The 23282-nt window shown below is 38.6% G+C and carries 16 protein-coding genes; 4 read left to right on the forward strand and 12 right to left on the reverse strand.

Going from position 1 to position 23282, the window contains the following annotated elements:
• Positions 1–29: 29 nt before the first annotated feature.
• From pcp to APRE_RS06285, 3 genes are read right to left on the reverse strand one after another with little or no spacing between them, the layout of a single operon-like run.
• Positions 30–674 carry a pyroglutamyl-peptidase I gene (pcp, locus tag APRE_RS06275; RefSeq protein ID WP_015778158.1) on the reverse strand — a complete coding sequence of 215 codons (645 nt, stop codon included), beginning with the start codon at positions 672–674 and terminating at the stop codon, positions 30–32.
• Positions 675–682: 8 nt separating this feature from the next.
• Positions 683–1612, reverse strand: a complete 930-nt coding sequence (locus tag APRE_RS06280; protein ID WP_015778159.1) for a DUF979 domain-containing protein — start codon at positions 1610–1612, stop codon at positions 683–685.
• Positions 1613–2278: a DUF969 domain-containing protein gene (locus tag APRE_RS06285; protein ID WP_015778160.1), complete on the reverse strand. Its 666-nt coding sequence runs from the start codon at positions 2276–2278 to the stop codon at positions 1613–1615.
• 109 nt (positions 2279–2387) lie between these two features.
• Here APRE_RS06285 and APRE_RS06290 point away from each other — a divergent pair, with 109 nt between their 5' ends.
• Positions 2388–2684 carry a rhodanese-like domain-containing protein gene (locus APRE_RS06290; protein WP_015778161.1) on the forward strand — a complete coding sequence of 99 codons (297 nt, stop codon included), beginning with the start codon at positions 2388–2390 and terminating at the stop codon, positions 2682–2684.
• A gap of 58 nt (positions 2685–2742) precedes the next feature.
• Here APRE_RS06290 and APRE_RS06295 read toward each other — a convergent pair whose 3' ends face one another.
• From APRE_RS06295 to APRE_RS06305, 3 genes are read right to left on the reverse strand one after another with little or no spacing between them, the layout of a single operon-like run.
• Positions 2743–2946, reverse strand: coding sequence for a cold-shock protein (locus tag APRE_RS06295; protein WP_015778162.1), 204 nt, complete (start codon positions 2944–2946; stop codon positions 2743–2745).
• 1 nt (position 2947) lies between these two features.
• Positions 2948–3676: a class I SAM-dependent DNA methyltransferase gene (locus APRE_RS06300; RefSeq protein ID WP_015778163.1), complete on the reverse strand. Its 729-nt coding sequence runs from the start codon at positions 3674–3676 to the stop codon at positions 2948–2950.
• On the reverse strand, positions 3676–6315 hold the full coding sequence (locus APRE_RS06305; protein ID WP_015778164.1) for a valine--tRNA ligase: 2640 nt from the start codon (positions 6313–6315) through the stop codon (positions 3676–3678). Before APRE_RS06305 ends, APRE_RS06300 begins: the two co-directional genes overlap by 1 nt.
• A 446-nt stretch (positions 6316–6761) precedes the next feature.
• Here APRE_RS06305 and APRE_RS06310 point away from each other — a divergent pair, with 446 nt between their 5' ends.
• The 3 genes from APRE_RS06310 to APRE_RS06320 all read left to right on the forward strand — a co-directional run bounded on the left by APRE_RS06310 (position 6762) and on the right by APRE_RS06320 (position 12768).
• Positions 6762–7577, forward strand: a complete 816-nt coding sequence (locus APRE_RS06310; protein ID WP_015778165.1) for a pyruvate, water dikinase regulatory protein — start codon at positions 6762–6764, stop codon at positions 7575–7577.
• Positions 7574–10204 (forward strand): pyruvate, phosphate dikinase, encoded by a 2631-nt coding sequence (gene ppdK, locus APRE_RS06315; RefSeq protein ID WP_015778166.1) that lies wholly within the window; start codon positions 7574–7576, stop codon positions 10202–10204. Before APRE_RS06310 ends, ppdK begins: the two co-directional genes overlap by 4 nt.
• A 1091-nt stretch (positions 10205–11295) precedes the next feature.
• On the forward strand, positions 11296–12768 hold the full coding sequence (locus APRE_RS06320) for an aldehyde dehydrogenase family protein (RefSeq protein WP_015778167.1): 1473 nt from the start codon (positions 11296–11298) through the stop codon (positions 12766–12768).
• A gap of 60 nt (positions 12769–12828) precedes the next feature.
• Here the strand turns inward: APRE_RS06320 and APRE_RS06325 are convergent, their stop codons facing one another.
• From APRE_RS06325 to hpf, 6 genes are all read right to left on the reverse strand, one after another.
• The gene (locus tag APRE_RS06325) at positions 12829–14133 is read right to left on the reverse strand and encodes a sodium-dependent transporter (protein ID WP_015778168.1); all 1305 of its coding nucleotides are present in this window, start codon (positions 14131–14133) and stop codon (positions 12829–12831) included.
• 119 nt (positions 14134–14252) lie between these two features.
• The gene (locus tag APRE_RS06330; protein WP_015778169.1) at positions 14253–15545 is read right to left on the reverse strand and encodes a sodium-dependent transporter; all 1293 of its coding nucleotides are present in this window, start codon (positions 15543–15545) and stop codon (positions 14253–14255) included.
• Between the two features lie 970 nt (positions 15546–16515).
• Positions 16516–17598: a tryptophan--tRNA ligase gene (trpS, locus tag APRE_RS06335; RefSeq protein WP_015778170.1), complete on the reverse strand. Its 1083-nt coding sequence runs from the start codon at positions 17596–17598 to the stop codon at positions 16516–16518.
• Between the two features lie 109 nt (positions 17599–17707).
• A protein-coding gene (prfB, locus tag APRE_RS06340; RefSeq protein ID WP_015778171.1) for a peptide chain release factor 2 occupies positions 17708–18812 on the reverse strand; the annotation gives its coding sequence in 2 pieces (ribosomal slippage) (positions 17708–18736 and positions 18738–18812; 1104 coding nt in all).
• A gap of 1 nt (position 18813) precedes the next feature.
• Entirely contained in the window at positions 18814–21528 is a 2715-nt protein-coding gene (secA, locus tag APRE_RS06345) for a preprotein translocase subunit SecA (RefSeq protein WP_015778172.1), read from the reverse strand.
• Between the two features lie 1092 nt (positions 21529–22620).
• Positions 22621–23160, reverse strand: a complete 540-nt coding sequence (gene hpf / locus APRE_RS06350; protein WP_015778173.1) for a ribosome hibernation-promoting factor, HPF/YfiA family — start codon at positions 23158–23160, stop codon at positions 22621–22623.
• Positions 23161–23282 lie beyond the last annotated feature (122 nt).

Here is a 23282-nt window from a genome sequence, read left to right on the forward strand (position 1 = left end):
TTCATTCTGCAACAGCCCCATTGAATATTTTAGTGGGTTGCCCCACCTGTTATTTCTAAATCTTCTTTATCAGCGTATTTTACTATAGCTCTTACAGCAGCATTTAGGCCCTTTACTATATCGTCTAGGCTCATAGATGCTGTGTCTTTTTTGTCTAAGACTTGTTCAGGAAGGAAAGGTACGTGGATAAATCCCGCCTTGATATTTCCGTATTTTTCTGCCAAGTATAGGTCTTGGTACATTACGTGGTTACATACGAAGGTTCCAGCAGAGTTTGATACTGAAGCTGGGATATTTTCCTTCTTGATTTCTTCTACCATGGCCTTGATTGGAATTGTAGCAAAGTAGGCATTCTTGCCGTCTTCTCTAATTGTAACATCGATTGGTTGGTTTTCTTCGTTATCAGGAATTCTCGCATCGTCTTGGTTGATGGCAACTCTTTCTACTGTAAGATCATATCTACCGCCAGCTTGTCCTACTGAAAGGATTACATCTGGTTTGATTTCCTTGATTTTTTCCTCGATTTTATCAGCTGCCTTGTGGAATACTGTTGGTATTTCTAGCTTGTAGATTTCAGCTCCTTCGATATTTTCATCGATTCTCTTAACAGATTCTATGGCTGGGTTAGTTTTTTCTCCTCCGAAGGGATCAAATCCCGTGATTAAAATTTTCATATTTCCTCCTAAAACGCCCAAAATCTCATAAGTAGTATGTGAACTACAATTAATATTATAGATAGTAGGGCTTGTTCTTTTATTACTTTGTTCTTATCTTTCATCTCTAGTAGGGCCACTGGCAAGAGGTTGAAGTTACCTGCCATTGGTGTAAGAAGTGTTCCACAATATCCTGATGTCATTGCAAGGGCTGCCGCTATTGCTGGGTCTGCTCCTTGGGCTATTACAAAAGGTACTCCTATTCCTGCAGTGATTACTGTAAAGGCTGCGAAGGCATTTCCCATAATCATGGTAAATATTACCATACCCAAAACATAGGCAATAGCCCCGGTCCATGGATTGACTGTTGGGATAATTCCTCCGATAATCTTAGCAATTACATCACCTACTCCTGCTGCAGCAAAGATTGCTCCAAGTGCTGCCAAAAGCTGTGGTAGGATTGCCACTGCACCTACTTGTTGAACCATCCTATCAGATGAGTCTAGCATATCCTTAAAGCTTGATTTTGTAAGGACCATGGCAAATACTACTGCTATTATTGCAGTAAGACCCAAGACTGAAGATGATGATTCCGGAATAATTTTTGCTATTGCTATAGCAAGAACTGCCATGATTATTACTGGCAAGAAGACCTTAAGTCCAAGCCTTTTGCTAGATGCTATTTGAATCTTCTCACTTACATACTTACTTCCCTTGATCTTTATTCCATCGACAAGGGAGATTATAGCTATTAGGACAACTAAAATTCCGCTTATCTCTGAAGGAATTACCTTTCCTAGAGCAAAGAGGACTCCTAAGATTATCCAGAATATTATTGTTGTAAGTTTCTTTTCCTTGGAAGGATCCCTACTTACCCTATAGGCTGTGTAGAAGAATTGAAGGCCTATGATTACAAAGATAAACTCCAAAAACATTGGAAAAAATTCTGCTCTTGTCATCTACTTACCTCCCTTAATCTTCTTATCGTCTATGATATTTTTGATAATACCAAGGACTAGGGTTATAAGGGCTATAGGGATTGAATATTGGCTAAGCTCGATATTTGTAACATTATAGCCAAGCTCTGCCATAGTTCCCACCATCATGAGAACTCCTGCCGCTCCAACGAAAGTGTTTTGGGCAAAGAAGTTACCGAAGTTTTCCATGGCAGCTCCCCTAGCCTTTAGGCTTTCTACTTCTTTTTCGCTAAGCTTACCCTTTTTCTTCTCAGCTGATGCTTGAGTCATTGGGAAGATTATTGGTCTAACAAATTGGACCAAACCATATATTCTCATTGACAAGAAACCAGCAAGTTCCCTAAAGGCAAGGTATACTGAAAGAAGGGCACCTGATGAAAGGTTTTCTCTTTTCTTTACTATGTTTTCAGCCACTTGCTTAAGTCCGTGCTCTTCCGATAGTCCTATTACTGGAAGAGTGATTATAAATATGGTTACTATTCTTTGGGAAACAAAACTATCGCCTAAGATCGACAAGAATTCGCTTACACTTAGTCCTGAGACCAAAGCTGTGATGAAACCTGATAGGACAACCGTAAAGATTATATTCAGTTTGAATATAAAACCTAATACGATAATCAGGATTCCTATTAATTTAATATATTCCATAAAACCTCCTATGATTTATCTATACTTTACCCGAAGTCTTATATAAATTTAAGAATTATAAATTTTCTACAAATTAATTTGTCGGTATAATAAAAGAAAGGAGGGTAAGATGTATAGTAAAATAATTTCTGGAAAAGACCTAGAAGAAAATTTAGAAAATTTTGATATAATCGATGTAAGAACTGAAGAAGAATACAAGCTGGGCCATGTGGAAGGAGCAATCAACATTCCCTACGACGAAATTTTGGAAAATCTCGATAGAATCGATAAGGATAAGCCTACCATAGTCTATTGCAGGTCAAATGCTAGAGCGGAGATTGCAAGTCTTAGCCTAAAGTCCGCAGGCTTTCCTTATATCTATATTGGAGATGGAGTCGATCTTTATGATTATAAGCTTGTAAAATAGCTTTGATAAAAATAAACACACAAAAAGCTTTGGACTTTTCTTTGCCAAAGCTTTCTTTTTAATCTATTACTCTAACCTTAACAGCTTGTGCGCCTCTTGGAGCATCTATTTTTTCGAATTCTACGGCTTGGCCTGGGTAGAGTTTCTTAAAGCTAGTATCGCTTTCTATATCAGAATAGTGGACAAAGAGGTCCTCTCCTTCCCATTCTATGAAACCAAAACCTCTTTTGTTGTCAAATGTCTTAACTTTACCTCTATTCATACTACTCCTTTGTCTGTGAGAAAAGTATCCTTAAACTCTCCTCCTTGACACTTCCCATATCATCTTCATCAAAGATTTCTATATTCTTAAAGCCAATTTCTTCGATTATTTCTTTAACTTCTTCTATTTCGTATAGTCTTTCCTGCTGAAATTCTGATATTCTCCTGTAAGATCCATCTTCATTTTCTACGAAAAACTCCAAGTGCATATCACAAAGCTCATCTTCATAAAAGTTATCCCAAGTATAAAAGATATCCTCATATTCATAGACATAGCACTCATTGCCAAAAATTTCCCTAATCTTGTAAGGTGAATTGATATCAAAGACTAAAAGACCGCCCTTTTTTAGGCTAGCATAACAATTTCTAAAAAGCTTCGTCAGGTCCTCTTTCTCTGTCACATAATTTACAGAATCTAGGAGGATTACTAAGAGATCATAGGTATCTTCCTTGACATATTCAACCATATCGTAGTGGATGAGATTTACATTAGAAGGGTCGTATTTGTTTGCAAAAACTTCTAGCATCTTCCCCGATATATCTAAGGCGTCAATATTTTCGAATTCATCAAAGAAATATCTGGTAAGCATACCAGAGCCTGCTGCAAGCTCTAGCATGTTTCCCTTCTTTATTCCGTGTTTTTTAACAAGAGATTTTATATTTCCTGCATATTTTTCATAATCTAGGTCAAAGCTTAGTTTGTCATAGATATAAGAAAAGTCGTCGTACATTATTTATCCTTGATTTCTTCTAGGGAAGACTTAGTTTTCTCTAGTAGGTCTTCGTAGCCCGCTAGTTTCTCACGTTCTTCATTTACTACCTTCTCTGGAGCCTTTTCGACAAAGCCCTTGTTAGAAAGCTTACCACTAGCTCTCTTGATTTCAGCTTCTAGGCGTTTGATTTCATCCTTTAATCTAGCTCTTTCCTTCTCATAATCTACCAATTCATCAAGGCTCATTAGGACAGAAAATTCATTGAATACTAGTCTTACTATGCCTTCTTCATCAGCAATTTCACTATCTTCTTTAGCCAAAACTTCAACTTCACTTGCCTTAGCAAGATTTACAAATTGGTCCTTGATTTCTTCGATTAGTGAGATATTTTCCTTATTTTCTACAAGGATTGTAAGTTGTTGCAAGGTCTTCGCTGGAACATTTAAGGTAGCTCTTTGATTTCTTATGGAAGTTATTGCTTCGATAACAGAGTTGACATTGCTTTCTTCATTTACAAAGTCAAAATCTTTATTAAACTCAGGCCAGTCTTCTACTATCAAGAGGTCCTTCTTGTTTGGAAGAGATGAGTAGATTTCTTCTGTTATAAATGGCATAAATGGATGGAGGAGAACTAGCATGTTCTTTAGAACATAAAGAAGAACTTTCTTTACATTTGCCTTAGCCTCTTTGTCATCTCCGTAAAGTCTAATCTTAGCAAATTCTATATACCAATCGCAATACTCATTCCAAATGAAATCCTCAATCCTATCTGCTGCAAGACCTATTTCGTATTTGTCGAGGTTTTTGCTGACATCTACTATTACATCATTAAGTCTCTTAAGGATCCACTTATCTTCAAGTTCGAGATTTTCTCCCTTAAAGTCTAGGTCATCTCCCTCTTCGATATTCATTAGGACAAATCTTGAAGCATTCCACAACTTGTTGGCGAAGTTTCTGCTTGCAAGGATTCTCTTTTCATCATAACGCATATCATTTCCAGGAGAGTTTCCCGTTATTAGGGTAAATCTTAGGGCATCTGCTCCGTATTCATTTACAACATCGATTGGATCTACACCATTTCCTAAGGACTTACTCATCTTTCTACCTTGAGGGTCTCTGATTAGTCCTGTAAATAGAACGTGGTGGAAAGGAACCTTGCCTGTGTTATAAATTGAAGAGAAGATCATTCTAATTACCCAGAAGAAGATTATATCGTAACCTGTAACTAGGATATCTGTTGGGAAGAAATAATCTAATTCTTCGTTTTCATCTGGCCAACCAAGAGTTGCAAAAGGCCAGAGGGCTGATGAGAACCAGGTATCTAGGGTATCTTCATCTTGAGTAACATGAACTCCGTTAAGCATGCCATTTTCATCTGGCTCATCCTCAGATACAATAATTTCTCCATCATCAGTATAGAAAACTGGAAGTCTGTGTCCCCACCATAGTTGACGGGAGATGGTCCAGTCCCTGATATTATTTAGCCAGTTCATGTATGTCTTAGATAGGGAATCTGGTATAAGTTTTACCTCACCCTTATCGTAAGCATCTATACACATCTTGGCAAATTCGTCCATCTTAACAAACCATTGCTTGGATATTAATGGCTCAATTACAACCTTGGTCCTTTCAGAATAACCTACAGCGTGCTCGATTTCTTCGATTTTTTCAAGCTGACCAGCTTCTTCTAAATCTTTTATCATCTCCTTACGAGCCTCATACCTATCCATGCCAGAGTATTTGCCGTAGCCATCTACAATACGTGCCTTGGTATCTATTACTACACATTGGCCAAGGTCGTGACGGGCTCCTACTTCGAAGTCGTTAGGGTCGTGAGATGGGGTGATCTTTACAAGACCTGTACCATATTCCATATCTACATAGGAATCCTCGATTAGAGGAATCTTCCTACCAACTAGGGGAAGGATCAAGTTCTTGCCTATCTTATCCTTAAAGCGAGGATCTTCTGGGTTTACTGCAACTGCCAAGTCTCCTAGCATAGTCTCCGGTCTTGTTGTGGCGATTGTTACATACTCATCGCTATCTTCGAAGAAATACTTGATATACCAGAGATGACCTACTTGGTCTTCGTGATATACTTCTGCATCTGATATAGCAGTTTCTGCCTTAGGGTCCCAGTTTACTATCCTATTTCCCCTATAGATTAGGCCATCGTCATACATCTTCTTGAAGACTCTCTTGACAGCCTTGGTTAGATTTTCATCCATAGTGAAGGAATCATGGTCCCAATCACAAGATACACCGATTGTACGAAGTTGTTCTTTAATTCTTCCCCCGTACTTATTTGTCCAGTCCCAGGCTTCTTCTAGAAAGCCCTCACGGCCTAAGTCAGCCTTAGTCTTTCCTTCACTATATATCTTATCTACAACCTTACTTTCGGTAGATATAGAAGCGTGGTCTGTTCCAGGTATCCATAGGGCTTCAAAGCCTGCCATTCTCTTATAACGAATGATGATATCTTGAATAGTGTTATTTAGGGCGTGGCCTAGGTGGAGGTAGCCTGTAACATTTGGAGGTGGCATAACTATAGTGTAAGGCTTCTTGTCAGGATTTACCTTGGCCTTAAAGTAACCACCCTTCTCCCATTTTTCATAAATTTCTTTTTCAAACTGATTTGGATTGTATTTTGTATCCATATTAACTCCTTTAAAAATAAAAAAGGTGATAACAACATAGGACGAATGACCGTGTTACCACCTAATTTTCTTAATTAAGACTCTCTTTGCACCAATGCGTGCGACATGAAACATTTACAAAAGCAACCTTCAAAAGTTCATACTAGAAACTTCCAGCTCCCGTTTCCTCTCTAGAAATAATCCCTTCCTACTCCTCTTTTATTGTTTCGATATTGTATATACTATATTTTCTTTATCTATTTTGTCAATCCATCCTATTTTTGTAAATCCTCCTCAAATTTAGCCTCTAATTTGTCATATTTTTTCATAACCTTGCATTTTTGAAAGTATTTTCATAAGCTGAGTATTGGAATTTAAGGGAAGGATAAAATTTTAATGGAAAAGTTTTCATATCGTGAAAAATTTGATATAATATATCTAGGATCGCACAAAGGAGTGAAGGAAATTTGGATATTTATATTATTTCAGATACAGCTGGCCTTGCTATATCAGAGATAGTCCACTTCTCCTTGAGTAAGTTTGATATAAATTCTAATATTATTATCAAATCTCAAGTCAAGGAAATAGACGAGCTTTCTGATTTATTAGCGAGTATTAAGACCGACAATATAATAATTTATCACTCTTTCCAAGATTCTAAGATGAGTGCCTATATTAAAACTTTTGCCCAGACTAAAGAGATTGAGACAATCGACCTTATGGCCTACTCTATCAACAGTCTCTCAAAGATTCTTAATCAAAAGCCTCTTGATAATCCAAACTTTATCAATGCTTATGATTCAAATCATATGAGAAGGCTAGATGCCCTAGATTTCGCCATCAAATACGACGACGGAGCAGACTTTAGGGGTATTAAGTTTTGTGATATAGCTATTATAGGAGTTTCTAGATCTTCTAAGACTCCCCTATCCATGTATTTGGCAAGCAAGGGCCTAAGGGTATCAAATATTCCCTTGATTGTGGACTCGAAGGCTCCGAGAGAGCTTTTTGAAATCGATCCCAGACGCATAATTGGCCTTACAATCGATAAGGGTAGGCTAAAAAGTGTAAGAGATGAAAGATTAAAATCACTTAAGCTATCTAGCGATTCAATCTATTCTAGTAGGGAAAGGATAGATGCCGAGCTAAAATACGCAGACGATTTGATGAAGGATTTGGGCTGTTTTGTAATCGATGTAACCTATAGGTCAATCGAAGAAACTTCAGATATCATTATTAATTATTTAAACAAAAATAAGTTATTGGAAAGGAAAGAAAAATGACAAACAAATACGTTTATAACTTTAACGAAGGAAACATGTCAATGAGAGCCCTCTTGGGTGGTAAGGGTGCAAACCTTGCAGAAATGACCAACCTTGGTATAAGAGTACCATATGGTTTTACAATAACTACAGAGGCTTGTACCAGATTTTACAAAGAAGATAAGAAGCTTTGGGATGATCTAAACAAGGAAGTTACAGAACATATCAAAGACTTGGAAAAAGCAAACGAAAAAACTTTCGGTTCTACAGAAGATCCACTTCTAGTTTCAGTTAGGTCTGGAGCCCCTATTTCCATGCCAGGTATGATGGATACTATCCTTAACTTAGGTCTTAATGACGATGCTGTTATAGGTCTTGCAAAGAAAACTGACAACGAAAGATTCGCCTATGACTCTTACAGACGTTTTATCCAAATGTTTGCTGACGTTGCTATGGAGCTTGACAAAAACAACTTCGAAAAACTCCTTACTGCCAAGAAAGAAGCCAAAGGCGTTAAGCTTGATACAGAACTTGATGCAAATGACCTTAAAGAATTAGTAGAAGAATATAAAGCAAAATACAAAGAGCTTATGGGAGAAGACTTCCCACAAGAGCCTAGAGAGCAACTTGACCTTGCAATCTCTGCTGTATTTAGATCTTGGGGGAACGAAAGGGCAATCCTTTACAGAAAACTAAACGATATAGATGATGCTATGGGAACAGCTGTTAACGTACAATCCATGGTATTTGGTAACATGGGCGACTCATCAGGTACTGGTGTAGCCTTCTCAAGAAACCCAGCTACTGGAGAAAATGTCCTATTCGGTGAATACTTAATCAACGCCCAAGGTGAAGACGTAGTGGCAGGTGTAAGAACTCCTCAAGAGATAGCTACCCTAGAAAAAGCTATGCCAGAAGTATACAAAGAATTCTTTGAAACATCTGAAAAGCTAGAAGCTCACTACAAAGATATGCAAGATATGGAATTTACTATCCAAGATGGTAAGCTCTTCCTCCTTCAAACAAGAAACGGTAAAAGAACTGCCCAAGCAGCGGTTAAAGTTGCAGTTGATCTTGTAGAAGAAGGTCTAATAGATGAAAAAGAAGCTGTCCTAAGGGTTAATCCTAAAGACCTTGATGGCCTACTCCACCCTACCTTTACAAAAGAAGCTGAAGATAAAAATGAACCAATCGCAAAAGGACTTGCTGCCTCTCCTGGAGCAGCAGTAGGTAAAATTGCCTTTTCTGCCAAAGAAGCAGCCAAAAGAGCAGCTGACGGTGAAGCAGTAATCCTTGTCCGTGAAGAAACATCCCCAGAAGACCTCGAAGGAATGGTATCTGCTAAGGGAATCCTTACAGCTCGTGGAGGAATGACAAGCCACGCTGCAGTAGTAGCCAGAGGTATGGGTAAGTGCTGTGTTGCAGGTGCCGGAGAACTTCACGTTGACGAGTACGAACACACAGTAAGAATCGGCGATTTAGTCCTAACCGGAGAAGATACAATCTCAATCGATGGATCAACTGGTGCCATCTATAAGGGAAGCCTAGAAACACAACCACCTCAACTACACGGTGCCTTCGGTACATTTATGGGTTGGGTTGACAAATTTAGAGACATGAAAGTAAGAACAAATGCAGATACACCAAGAGACGTAGCCCAAGCCCTAAACTTTGGTGCTGAAGGAATCGGACTATGTAGAACTGAGCACATGTTCTTTAAAGAAGACAGAATCTTCCAAGTTAGAAAGATGATCCTAGCAAGCGATCTTGAAACAAGAGAAGCTGCCCTAGAGAAGATCCTTCCAATGCAAGAAGACGACTTCTATCAAATCTACTCACTCATGAAAGAAAGACCAGTAACAGTAAGACTTCTTGACCCACCTCTTCACGAATTCCTACCAAAGGGAGAAAATGAAATCAAAGACCTTGCCCTTGAACTAAACATTCAACCAGCAAGAGTTAAAGAAAGAATAGCAGAGCTTCAAGAAGTAAACCCAATGCTCGGATTTAGAGGACTAAGACTTGCTATAATCTATCCAGAAATCGCAAAAATGCAAGCTCGTGCCATCATCCAAGCAGCTATCCACTGCCATGAAGACGGAGTAAAGGTAGTTCCAGAAATCATGATTCCACTATCAAGTGACGTAGTAGAATTATCTAAAGTAAAAGAAACTGTTAAAGAAGAAATAGAAAAAGTATTCGAAGAAAAAGGAAAGAAAATCGACTACCTACTAGGTACAATGATAGAAATTCCAAGAGCAGCAATCACTGCAGATGAGATTGCAGAAGTAACTGACTTCTTCAGCTTCGGTACAAACGACCTTACACAAATGACCTTCGGTCTTTCAAGAGATGACGCAGGTAAGTTCCTACCAGCCTATATCGAAAAAGATATCTTCGAAAAAGATCCTTTCCAAGTACTAGACCAAAAGGGTGTAGGATTCTTAGTTGAAACTGCAGTAGAAAAGGGAAGAAAAGCAAACGACAAACTCCACATCGGTATCTGTGGTGAGCACGGTGGTGAACCATCCACAGTTAAATACCTATACGGAGTAGGACTAGACTATGTATCATGCTCTCCATATAGAGTACCAATAGCAAAACTAGCCGCTGCCCAAGCTGCAATAGAAAACCCAAGAAACAAATAAGGAAAATAAGGCCTATGAGCAAAAGCTTGTAGGTCTTTTGCTTTGCCCTCCCCTTCCCCTTGCTTCGACCAAACGTAGTGAGTGGATAAGCCTCCCGAGAAATAGCAAAATTATAATTATTTAAAAACTCATAATTAAATCAAGACTTCCATTAACACCATCTCGAACGGATGTGAGAGATCTGCAGTCTATGATGACATGTAGATATAAAAGTTCATTTATCTACTAGAATACGTAAATAACAAAGTCTCAGACCATAAACGTCCCAAGGTTCTGTAGACCTCTCACGTAAAGTTCGAGGTGGCATAACTAGGGAATTTTTAATAAGAATAAAGATTATGTTAAGAGATATCTCGACTACGCTAGATGATATGCAAATTAAATAGATCTCTCAACTTACGCTCGAGACTAGTGTAATGTAGGAAAGCATGCTTTCCTTCTCTTTCCCTTGCTTCGAAATCAAGCCCGTCCGGCTCGGTGAGGACGTGGAAAAGCCTCCCGAGAAATAGCAAAAGTATAATTCTTTGAGTCCGAACATTGTTTTATTTCACACAATTACCGCCATCTCTAATGGAGTTGTCATAGTGAGCATAGCGAACTAATGAAACTCCTTAATCGAGGCTTTGCGTGGTGAAGCGTAGCTGAATCCGCAAACTACCGTCGAACGCATGTGAGAGATCTACAGTCTATGATGACATATGAATATAAAAGTACAAGCTATCTAGATATATAACTAAATAATAAAATATCCAACAAAACATGTCCCAAAGTTCTGTAGACCTCTCACCTAGTCCTCTCAGAGCCGGACGGGCTTTTTTCGGGGTGGAGGAATGGGTAATTCTTGATAAATATATAGCAAGAGATGTCTCGACTACGCTCGACATAAGGGCAGAAAATGAGATATCTCGACTTTCGTTCACCATAAGAGGAACATATAGGAAATCTTGACACACACCAGCCTCAGAATTAGAATCGTTTACAAAATATTTTCTTAAGCTTTTACCCTCCTACAGCAAATAAATGTTTATTAACTATTGTCCTTGGGTATCATTCTTATTAGTAAGAAAGAATAACATTTTAAGGAGTTTTAAATGAAAATTCAAGATAGATATGATTTATATATTAATGGTGAATGGATTAAGCCAGCATCAGGCGAGTATCTCGATGCAATAAATCCTGCTACAGGCGAGAAGATTGCTGAGTTTGCTACTGCAAATAATGAGGATGTAGACAGAGCGATCGAGGCTGCTAGAGCATGTTTTGATGGAGAATACGGATCTTTCTCTAAGGAAGAACGTGCAAACCTCCTATTTAAAATAGCCGATAGGATAGAAGAAAACTTAGAAGATCTTGCCACAATCGAGACTATGGATAATGGTAAGGCAATTCGTGAAACAAGGACAGTTGACCTTCCTTGGGTTGTAGATCATTTTAGATATTTCGCTTCCCTCTTAAGAGCTGATGAAGATGAAATTTCTAAGCTTGATGGTAGATTTGTATCAATCAGAAAAAGAGAGCCACTTGGGGTTGTAGCTCAAATGATTCCTTGGAACTTCCCACTCCTTATGGCTGCTTGGAAGCTTGCACCAGCTATAGCAGGGGGAAATACTATAGTAATCTCCCCTTCTTCAAACACATCTATAGGGCTTCTTGAGATGATCAGAAGAATAGAAGACCTCCTTCCAAAGGGACTTATCAATGTTGTAAGTGGTAGGGGTTCTGTAACTGGAGAATACCTCCAACATCACAAAGGCGTGGATAAGCTTGCCTTTACAGGTTCTACAAGTGTTGGTCGTCACATTGGTATTTCTGCAGCAGAAAACTTAATTCCTTCAACCTTAGAGCTTGGTGGTAAGTCAGCTCATATCATTTTTGACGATGCTGATATAGAAAAAGCCCTAGAAGGCGCCCAAGTTGGAATCCTATTCAATCAAGGAGAAGTTTGCTCAGCAGGATCTAGGCTCTTTATCCAAGAAGGAATCTACGATGAATTTGTAGAAAAACTTGTTGAAGCTTTCAATAAGGTAAAAGTCGGTAACCCTCTAGAAGAGGACACACAAATGGGTGCCCTAAGAGATGAGAAGAGAATCCCAGTTATAGAAGAATTCATCAAAAAAGCAACAGATGCAGGTGCAAAGGTCCTTGCTGGTGGTAAGAGACTTACAGAAAACGGACTCGACAAGGGAGCCTTCTTCGCACCAACTATGCTTGCTGATGTTCCAGAAGATAACGACGCCTACAGAGAAGAAATCTTTGGACCAGTTGTAGTAATAAAGAAATTCAAGGACGAGGACGATGTTATAAGAATGGCAAATGACTCCCACTACGGCCTTGGTGGAGGAATCTACTCCAACGACCTATATAGGATAATGGATGTTTCAAATAGACTAAAGACAGGAAGAATTTGGGTTAACACCTACAACCAATTCCCAGCAGGTGCATCATTCGGTGGCTACAAGGATTCTGGTATAGGTAGGGAAACAGACAAACTTGCCCTTGAAGCCTACACTCAAGTTAAAAATATTATCATTGATTCCTCAAAAGAAAAATTAGGTTTCTATTAAAAATACTGAAATAAAAATACGCATGTTAAAAGCCAACCCTTTACTGGATTGGCTTTTTCTTTAGAATGAAACTTTAAATATTAGTGCTATGACACAAAGGATAATGGCAATTGGTGTGTAGATATATTTTCCAATCTTGTACCACTTATCCCCGTATTTTTTCTCAGATCCTTGATTAATCTCTCCAATAAGCTTATCCTTAGCCAATACATAAAACCATGTTACAGCTCCGATAGAAGCTCCAATTGGGATGATGTAGATAGAGATTATGTCCATAAATGGTCCCCATTGGCTAATCATTTCCATATTGACTCCCAAGCCAAATACGAAAATTCCAATTAGGACTAGGGCTAGGTTTCTTTTTATCTTTGGATACCTGTTCATAAGAGACTCTGCTACTACCTCAAACATATTCTGTAGGGATGAAATGCCTGCGAGTATTACCGCAAGATATAAGATTATTGCAAATAATCTACCTAAGAACATATCTTGTAGGATGGTAGGTAAGACTTGGAACAATAAACCTGGTCCACCTGCCTGATCCATTCTATAGACCATGATAGCAGGGATTATAACGCAAGATGATAAGAGTGCTGCTATAGTATCGAGCAGGCCTGTCATCTTGGAAGAAGATACAATATCCTCATCCTTACTTAGGTAGGCTCCACAAACTATCATCCCAGATCCCGTTACAGAAAGAGAAAAGAAGGCCTGGCCCATAGCTTGGACTATGGTATTGATATTCAAAGCTTCGCTATCATATCTAAACATATACTTATAGCCTTCGATTGCCCCATCAAGTGTTAAAATCTTAATTGCCAAAATGACAAAAAGAACAAAGAAAGTAGGCATCATAAATTTGTTAGATTTCTCTATCGTCCTAGCCCCTCCTATACAAGTAATAAGAGTTATCACGATAATTGCAAAATGAAACCCAACTACTGAGTAAGGCTTTTGGGAGAAGCTATCAAACCAATTAGTAGTATCAGCATGCATCAAAGATCCTGTAAGAGAATCCAACAAGGCCTTACTTATATAAGAAACAATTACAGCATAGCCTACTGCTATAAACAAGGAACCCAACAGAGGGACAAATCCTATGTACTTTCCTATAAGGGTATCCTTATTCTTGCTTTTAAAAGATTTGTAATAAGCACCTAAGGTTCCAGTACCTGCAAGCCTACCAACTGCAAACTCGCTAGATAGTCCCACATAGGAAAAAATGACTATAAATAACAAATAAGCTAGGAAAAATACTAGACCTCCCTGCTGGAACTTGTAAGGAAAACCCCGGACGTTTGCCATGCCGACAGCAGAACCAACCGCTGTTAATATAAAACCAATTTTTGAATTAAATTTATTCATATAAACTCCTTAACTTTAATATGTCTATATCGCTTTAAAGTATGTTAGTATTATATCCCAAACTTTAAATAAGTAAAGTTTTTTCTAAAATTTCCATCTAAAAAATCCCCGAAGGGATTTTACATTATTATTGTCAAAAGACAAATCACTATTACAAGTGGTGTATATAGATACTTTCCTATCCTATACCAACCTTGTCCATATTTTCTAAAAGAACCTAGGTCGATCTCACTTATTAGAGTCTTCTTATCTAAGACATAAAACCAAGTTATAGCACCAATCATCGCCCCTATAGGGATGATGTAGATTGATATAATATCCATAAAAGGCCCCCATTGGCTGACCTTCTCCATATTCATACCTACTAGAAATACTAAGGCTCCTATTGCTATTAGGACAATTTTTCTATCCAATTTCTTAAATACATAGGTCACTGACTCAACTACTACCTCAAACATTATCTGAAGAGATGAAATACCTGCAAATAATACAGCAAGATAGAGGATAATTGAAAAGAACCTCCCTCCTTCTATATTTTGTAGGATTGTAGGTAGAACTTGGAATAAGAGCCCTGGACCACCTGCCTGATCCATAGAAAAAACTACGACAGAAGGAATCATCACAAAGGCAGCAACCATTGCAGCTATTGTATCTAGAAGACCTGTCATCTTAGATGAATAGATTATATCCTCGTCCTTGTGAAGATAAGCCCCGCAGATCATCATGGCTGAACCAGTAATCGATAAGGAAAAGAAGGCCTGACCCATGGCTGATACCACATTTCCTATACTTATCATCGACCTATCTATCCTAAACATATACCTATAGCCATCCATAGCATTTGGTAGGCTGATAATCTTTATAGCTATAACTACAAAGAGGATGAAAAAGGCTGGCATCATAAACTTACTTGATTTTTCTAAAGTTTTGGCAGAACCAAGACAATTAATCAAGGTCAAAATAATTACACAAAGATGATATGGCCAAACTGAAAAGTCCCTTTCAGATAAGTCCTTGTACCAACTTCCTACATCAACACTCATCAAAGTCCCAGTAATAGAATCAACCAAGGCCCTAAAAATATAAGCAACTACAACTGCATAGCCAATCGTAAGAAGTATAAGGCCAATGAGGGGAAGAATTGATATAGCACGCCCAAGTTTAGGGCTTTTTCCCTTGCTTTCAAAGGCATTCTCGTAAGATCCGATAGTACCTGCCTCTGCAATTCTTCCTATAGCAAACTCACTTGAAAGCCCTACATAGGAAAAAAGACCTATAAAGAAGATATAGACTAAGAGGAAAAAAAGTCCCCCTTCCTGGAGCTTGTAAGGAAAGCCCCAAACATTGGCCATACCCACAGCAGATCCCACTGCCGTTAGTATAAAGCCAAGTCTAGAATTAAATTTGTTCATATTATTCCTTTCTATAAATAAGCTAGTAAAATTAAAGATTAAACAAAATCTCTACCCATTAATGTCTATGACCTAATAATCATTAAGAGATCTCTCGACTACGCTCGACGGTAGTTTGCGGATTCAGGACAAGCGTAGCTTGACCTTTATCTCGCAAAGCCTCGATTAAGGTCTGTCATCAATTCACTAACGTTCATTGTGACCAGAACCATTAGATATAAGGGTTTGAAAGAAAATGAAGTTTTCTAGAAGTATTAGAACGCCATTAGACGTTCTTTTGACTTTTGTTCCTAAGAAACAAAAGTCACTGCACTATTTGTCTTTCAGACAAACAGTGGCCCACCAGGAGGGCAACCTTGCTTCGACCGAACGTAGTGAGTGGAGAAGCCTCGCGAGAAATAGTAAAATTATAATTATTTTAAAACTCATAATTAAATCAAAACTTCCATTAACGCCATCTCGAACGCATGTGAGAGATCTGCAGTCTATGATGACATGTAAATAATACGTTTTAAGTCATCTACGCTCATCCTTAGCTAACAAAAACCCAAATCTAACATGTCCCAAGGTTCTGTAGACCTCTCACATAAAGTTCGATCAACTGTAGATTATAGTTTTCTCTATTTAGAGAGATCTCTCGACTACGCTCGACGGTAGTTTGCGGATTCAGGACAAGCGTAGCTTGCCTTTATCTCGCAAAGCCTCGATTAAGGTCTGTCATCAATTCACTAACGTTCATTGTGACCAGAACCATTAGACATAAGGGTATGTAAGAAAACGAAGTTTTCTCTCCTTTTCCCTTATTTCGACTGAACGAAGTGAATGGAGAAATCTCACAAGAAATAGTAAAAAATATAATTATTTTAATATTATAGATAAATCATATTATTTAAATAACGTCACCATCTCTAATTGGACTATCATAGTGAGTCTAACGTACTGTGATCGCTATAAGGGTAGAGGGAAACTCTTATTTATATTTTTCCTGCAAGCTCTTTACTAGCTTTTCGTCTTCGAAGTAGTTGATGCCCATAGCTTTTTTTACTTCTTCGACCTTTGATCTTCCAGCTTCTCTTGCTTTTGCTGTTCCTTCTTCTAGGATTTTAAATACTTTTTCTAGGTCTTTTTCGTATTCGGCACGTCTTTTTCTAATTGGCTCTAGCTCGTCTTCTAGGACCTTGATTAGGAATTTCTTAACCTTTACATCTCCCAGACCTCCCCTTCTGTAATGATCTTTAAGAGCTTCTAGGTTTTCGTATTCAGGAAGGAATTCCTTAAAATGCTCAGGTTTTGAGAATACATCTAGATAGGTAAAGACGATATTTCCTTCAACCTTGCCTGGATCTTCGATATTGATATGGTCTGGGTCTGTGTACATGCTCATTACTTTTTTCTTGACAGTTTTCTTATCATCTGCAAGGTAGATTGCATTACCCAAGGACTTGCTCATCTTAGCTCCTCCATCAATTCCTGGCATACGTCTTGCGATTTTTGCCTCTGGAAGAACTGCCTTTGGCTCTACGAAAGTCTCTCCATAAATGTGGTTGAAGCTTCTAGCAATCTCTCTTGCTTGCTCAAGCATTGGCTCTTGGTCTTCTCCTACTGGAACTATATTTGCATCAAAGAGAAGTATATCAGCAGCTTGGCTTACAGGATATATTAGAAATCCTGCTGGTAGAGATGTTTCAAAGTCTCTTAGTTTAATTTCTGACTTAACTGTAGGGTTTCTCTCGAGTCTTGATAGGGTAACAAGATTTAGGAAGTAGAAGGTAAGCTCTGTTAGCTCTGAGACTTGGGATTGGACGAAGAAGGTCACCTTTTCTGGGTCAAGTCCCACACTAAGATAGTCTAGGGCTACTTCTATTAGATTTTCCCTAATTTTTCCTGGATCGTCGAAGTTATCTGTGAGGGCTTGACTGTCTGCAATCATGATATACATCCTATCGTAATTACCCTCATTTTGCATAATTACTCTGTTTTTTAAGCTTCCTACATAGTGTCCTAGGTGAAGTCTGCCTGTTGGTCTGTCACCTGTTAGTATTATATCTTTCAAAATTCCTCCTTATTTTAAAAAAACGGGCCTGCCCTATGAAAGTGCCCCATCAGAGAACTTCCCATAATTCTCTGACAGGATGCAACTATCATTTTATAAACAGTCCCGATTATTTATCAGCAAGGAAAGCATCTATAAAGCCTTGGATGTCTCCATCCATCACAGCTTCTACATTTCCCATCTCGAAACCCGTCCTGTGGTCTTTGACCAGGGTATAAGGTTGGAAAACATAGGATCTGATTTGGCTGCCCCAAGCGATTTGGGAGTAGCTTCCTTGTATGTCTTCGATTTTTTCTCTTTGCTCTTCTTCTTTGATCTGAACAAGCTTACTTTTCAAAAGATTCATTGCAGTCTGTCTATTTTGGATTTGGCTACGTTCTGCCTGACTTGTCGCAACTACACCGGTTGGTATGTGGGTAATCCTTACGGCAGAGTCGGTCTTATTGACGTGCTGGCCTCCTGCTCCACTTGCCCTGTAGGTATCTATTCTTAGGTCTGACGGGTCGATATCAAGTTCGATATTCTCATCAAGCTCTGGGAATACATCGACAGAGGCAAAAGAAGTGTGTCTTCTGGATTGGCTATCGAAAGGAGAAATCCTCACAAGTCTGTGGACTCCCTTTTCTGCCTTAAGATATCCGTAAGCATAAGGACCAGTAACATGCATGGTAGCCGACTTGATTCCACCTGCTTCTTCATTGTTTAAATCTTTAATCTCATACTTGAAGCCGATACTATCGAAGTATCTCTTATACATCCTAAAGAGCATATCCGCCCAGTCTGTAGCCTCAAGTCCACCGGCTCCTGCATTGATTGATATATAGGCATTGTTCTTGTCATATTCCCCATCAAGTTGGGTCCTAAGCTTCATCTGAGTGGCAAGCTTAGCGAGGTTTTTTAGAGAATCTTCGACTTCTTCTATAGTATCTGTCTCTTTCTCTTCGCTCATCTCCACAAGATCAAGCATATCTGTATTGTCTACTAAGCCATTTTCAAGCTTTTTGTAATCGGAAAGCTCGTCTTTCTTACTTGCAAGATCCGCCATTATCTTTTGGGCCTTATCCGAATCGTTCCAGAAATCAGGACTCGCTGATTGTTTCTCGAGTTCTTTTATCTCTTTTTCCAAGCTAGCTGGGTCAAAGAGAATCTCCGATTAGTTTTAGTTTTTGGCTTAAATCCTCTATATCAGATCTTAATTCAAATATTTCCTTCATATTATTTCTTTACATCGCCCTTTTTGGCTTCTCGTTCGAGTCTCCTGCGTTCTGCTCTATTAAGACCTTCCATATCTTCTTCCTCTTGGCCTTCTAGGTGCTCTTCGCTAGGTTTAAGGACTTGTTTTCTTTCAATATTTTGTCTGATCTCTACACTTAGCATGTACTTAACAGTGTCTTCTTGGATAGATCTAGTCATATCTTCATACATGTCGAAACCTTCGTTTGTGTAGGCTCTTACTGGGTCCTCTTGTCCCATAGCCCTTACACCGATTTCTTTTCTCATTTGATCCATAGCATCGATATGATCCATCCATTTTTGATCGATTACCCTAAGTAGGATTACTCTTTCTACCTCTCTCATATTCTCAGATCCGAAGGTCGCTTCCTTATCTTCATATTTAGCAAGGGTCGCATCTGTGATGTAGTTGATTAGGTCTTGTTGGCTATAAGAGTTGATGTTTTCGAAGTGAAGGCTCTTTACAGGCATAGCAAGTCCATGTAGATAGTTTAGTAGGGCTGTCATCTCCCAGTTTTCCGGTTTGATTTCTGGGTTGGTAAAGGTGTAAACAGCATTTGCTATTACATCTTTGATCATAGCTACTATAGTCTCTTTCATGTCTTGACCAAAGAGAACCTCTCTTCTTTCGTTGTAGATGATAGTTCTTTGTTTGTTCATAACATCGTCGTATTGGAGGACTCTTTTTCTTGTAGCGAAGTTGTTAGCCTCAACCCTTGTTTGGGCACGTTCTACGGATTTAGATACCATCCTAGAAACTATTGGCTCATTTTCGTCATAGTTATATTTTTCAACAAACTTAGCTACAGCCTCACCACCGTTAAGTCTAATGAGGTCATCTTCAAGTGATATAAAGAATCTTGATTTACCTGGGTCTCCTTGACGTCCTGAACGACCCCTAAGCTGGTTATCTATACGACGAGACTCGTGTCTTTCTGAACCTATGATATAAAGTCCGCCTACTTCCTTAACCTTCTCAGCTTCAGCCTTGATTTCAGGCCTAAAGATGTCCTTGTAGTGTCTGTATTTCTTTCTTGCATCAAGGACAGCTTGGTCGGTAGTTTCTGCAAATGAATCTACTTGTTCGAGCACATCCTCTGCCACACCCTCTCTTTTTAGCTTAGTCATAGCCATATGGTCTACGTTACCACCGAGCATAATATCTGTACCACGTCCTGCCATGTTGGTTGCGATAGTTACTTGATTTAGTCTACCAGCTTGGGCAACAATATCAGCTTCTCTCTCGTGGTTTTTCGCATTGAGGACTGTATGAGAAATACCAGCCTTTTTTAGGGCATTGGACAATCTCTCACTTGCTTCTATAGAGATAGTACCTACTAGGATTGGTTGGCCTGTAGCATGTACCTTGTTAATCTCATCTATAATTGCGTTAAACTTACCACGTTCGTTGATATATACATAGTCCACATCATCTTGTCTTTGAACAGGTCTATTAGTTGGGATTTCTACTACGTCTAGTTTGTAAATTTCACTAAACTCGTCTTCTTCAGTCATAGCTGTACCTGTCATACCAGATAGCTTGTCATACATCCTAAAGTAGTTTTGGAAGGTAATTGTAGCAAGAGTCTTACTTTCTGCCTTAACCTCAACTCCTTCTTTGGCCTCTATGGCTTGGTGAAGACCATCTGAGAATCTCCTACCTTGCATGATACGACCAGTAAACTCATCTACGATTTCAACCTCGCCGTGATTTACTACATAGTCGATATCTCTTGTCATAGTAGTATTTGCCTTTAAGGCATTGTTGATATAGTGGGCAAGCTCGATATTATCAGTATCGGATAAGTTCTCTATACCGAAGAACTTCTCTGCCTTGGCAGTTCCCTTTTCTGTAAGGTTGGATGTTTTTCTCTTCTCATCTACTAGGAAATCAACATCTTCTACCTTAAACTCCCTATCGAATGGGTCGATATCAGCATCCTCGTTAGGATCTAGGATTCTTCCTTCTAGGGTTTGGATAAACTCATTTGCCTTAACATAAGTATCTGTAGACTCATCTCCTTGGCCGGAAATAATAAGTGGAGTTCTAGCCTCATCTATTAAGATTGAGTCGACCTCGTCTACTATAGCATAGTGAAGGTCTCTTTGAACCATGTCGTCCTTATAGATTACCATGTTATCTCTTAGGTAGTCAAAACCAAATTGGTTGTTGGTTCCGTAAGTGATGTCTGCAAGGTAATTCTTTCTTCTTTCAGAATTAGTTAGACCATAGACAATACATCCTACTGTAAGGCCAAGGAAGGTATGTACCTTACCCATCCACTCTTGGTCACGCTTAGCAAGGTAGTCGTTTACAGTAACTACATGGACTCCCCTACCAGTTAGGGCATTAAGATAAGAAGGAAGGGTTGCAACAAGTGTCTTACCTTCACCTGTTCTCATCTCTGCGATTTGTCCGTTGTGAAGAACAATACCACCGAGTAGTTGGACAGGATAGTGCTTCATTCCAAGAACTCTAGAACTTGCTTCTCTAACAACAGCAAATGCCTCAACCAAAAGGTCATCAACAGTCTCGCCTTGGCTTAGTCTTTGCTTAAATTCACTAGTTTTGTTTTGTAATTGTACATCTGTCAGTTTTTGCATTGATTCATCTAGGGCAAGAATTTGATCGACAAGTTTCATATTTTGATCAATTTCTTTTTGGCTAAATGACTTAAAAAAATTAAATAATGCCAAATTATTCACTCTCCAATTCTTCTACGAAAGCAAATTAAATAGCTTCCTATAGATTTTTCTATATATCTTAAAGCATAAATGTGATTTAACAAGTGTTTACACTTCAAATATTCGCTCCTACTACTATACCAGTTAATTTCGATAAAAAAATACTTCTTTGACATTTTTCACAAAATTTAAATACATTATTATTTATATGGAAATTATAGATGAAAAAAGGAAAAAAGAAAAGATCTCTCGACTAGGCTCGACGGTAGTTTGCTGCCTCAGAAACAAGCCCGTCCGGCTCATGGAGGACCTCACCTCGCAAAGCCTCGAATAAGGTCTGTCATTAATTCACTAACGTTCATTGTGATCAGAACCATTAGATATAAGGGGAAAGAAAACGAAGTTTTCACTAGAATTATTAGAACGCCATTCGGAGTTCTTTTGCCCTTTGTTCCTACGAAACAAAAGTCACTACACTATTTGTCTTTCAGACAAATAGTGGCCCAGCAGGAGGGCAACCTTACCTCGACCGAAGCGGAGAGGTCTCACGCAGTTATCAATATCAAAACAGCAAAGTATATGAGTTGAGATAAACTTAAACGAGAGTTACGCCATCTCGAAGGAGGCACGACTGAGAGATCTACAATCTATGATGACATATAGATATATAAGTTCAAGTTATCTATGTAAATAAATCAATAACTAAATCTCCAACCAAACATGTCCCAAGGTTCTGTAGACCTCTCGTCGCTTCCCTGTGGAAGCTCTGTCGAGGTGGTGGATCAAGGAATTTTTAATAAAAAATACAAAATATGATTAGAGATATCTCGACTACGCTCGACGGTAGTTTGCGGCCTCAGAAACAAGCCAGTCCGGCTCATGGAGGACCTCACCTCGCAAAGCCTCGATTAAGGTCTGTCATCAATTCACTAACGTTCATTGTGACCAGAACCATTAGATATAAGGGCTGGGAGGATGTACGCTCGATGTAAAGGTGGGTAGAGAAGCTAAAGGTTAGCAAAAAATCTCCTCAAAAAAGAAGGCCACTCGGGACCTTCCTTCTCTTTATATGAAGTTTTATAATGTATAAGTTATCTCGTATATTTATTTAAGTCTAGGAATGATTTGGCCGTAGTCGCCTTTTCTTCTCTTGTATACTACTCTTACATCTGCGTCTTCGCTATCTAGGTATACAAAGAAGTTATGACCTAGAAGTTCCATTTGTAGGATTGCTTCCTCGGCTGACATTGGCTTAACGTGGATTTCCTTTACCCTTTTGATATTTATATTGTCATCGTTTTCCTCTTCTTCATAAGGCTCGAGGTTTTCGAATTTGATGCTTTCTCCTTTTTGTCTGCCTCTCATAAGTTTTGTCTTGTTCTTCCTTACTTGGCGGAGCAGACCGTCGATATTTCTATCGATTGCTGTTGGATAAGTCTCATCACTGGTTTCAGATCTTAGAATTCTACCATTATCTAGGAAGGCTGTAGTTTCAACTACAAAGTCATTTCCTTCTTTGGCAAACCTAACATCCATTTCTTGTTGGTCATGGAAGTATTTATCTAGCCTATCAAATTTCTTTATAGATTCATTTCTGATATCGTCTGTTAGTGTAAAATTCTTGGCTATTAAATTTAATTTCATAATACCCTCCTATTGTCTTTTTATTATTTTACCCAAATTCATAATTAATAAACGTTTTCTTAATATTTTTTCTTACTTTCTTTCTTTATTATCATAATAAGAGTGTTTCAATATTTTTAATA

Source organism: Anaerococcus prevotii DSM 20548 (genome assembly GCF_000024105.1).
Lineage (GTDB): Bacteria > Bacillota > Clostridia > Tissierellales > Peptoniphilaceae > Anaerococcus > Anaerococcus prevotii.

What these genes read in the sequence shown, in the direction of transcription:
- APRE_RS06305 (WP_015778164.1), bottom strand. Translation starts at nt 6,315, where the DNA reads ATGGATACAAAATACAATCCAAATCAGTTTGAAAAAGAAATTTATGAA.
- APRE_RS06330 (WP_015778169.1), bottom strand. Translation starts at nt 15,545, where the DNA reads ATGAACAAATTTAATTCTAGACTTGGCTTTATACTAACGGCAGTGGGA.
- APRE_RS06325 (WP_015778168.1), bottom strand. Translation starts at nt 14,133, where the DNA reads ATGAATAAATTTAATTCAAAAATTGGTTTTATATTAACAGCGGTTGGT.
- ppdK (WP_015778166.1), top strand. Translation starts at nt 7,574, where the DNA reads ATGACAAACAAATACGTTTATAACTTTAACGAAGGAAACATGTCAATG.
- pcp (WP_015778158.1), bottom strand. Translation starts at nt 674, where the DNA reads ATGAAAATTTTAATCACGGGATTTGATCCCTTCGGAGGAGAAAAAACT.
- hpf (WP_015778173.1), bottom strand. Translation starts at nt 23,160, where the DNA reads ATGAAATTAAATTTAATAGCCAAGAATTTTACACTAACAGACGATATC.
- APRE_RS06320 (WP_015778167.1), top strand. Translation starts at nt 11,296, where the DNA reads ATGAAAATTCAAGATAGATATGATTTATATATTAATGGTGAATGGATT.
- APRE_RS06285 (WP_015778160.1), bottom strand. Translation starts at nt 2,278, where the DNA reads ATGGAATATATTAAATTAATAGGAATCCTGATTATCGTATTAGGTTTT.
- APRE_RS06280 (WP_015778159.1), bottom strand. Translation starts at nt 1,612, where the DNA reads ATGACAAGAGCAGAATTTTTTCCAATGTTTTTGGAGTTTATCTTTGTA.
- APRE_RS06300 (WP_015778163.1), bottom strand. Translation starts at nt 3,676, where the DNA reads ATGTACGACGACTTTTCTTATATCTATGACAAACTAAGCTTTGACCTA.
- APRE_RS06290 (WP_015778161.1), top strand. Translation starts at nt 2,388, where the DNA reads ATGTATAGTAAAATAATTTCTGGAAAAGACCTAGAAGAAAATTTAGAA.
- APRE_RS06295 (WP_015778162.1), bottom strand. Translation starts at nt 2,946, where the DNA reads ATGAATAGAGGTAAAGTTAAGACATTTGACAACAAAAGAGGTTTTGGT.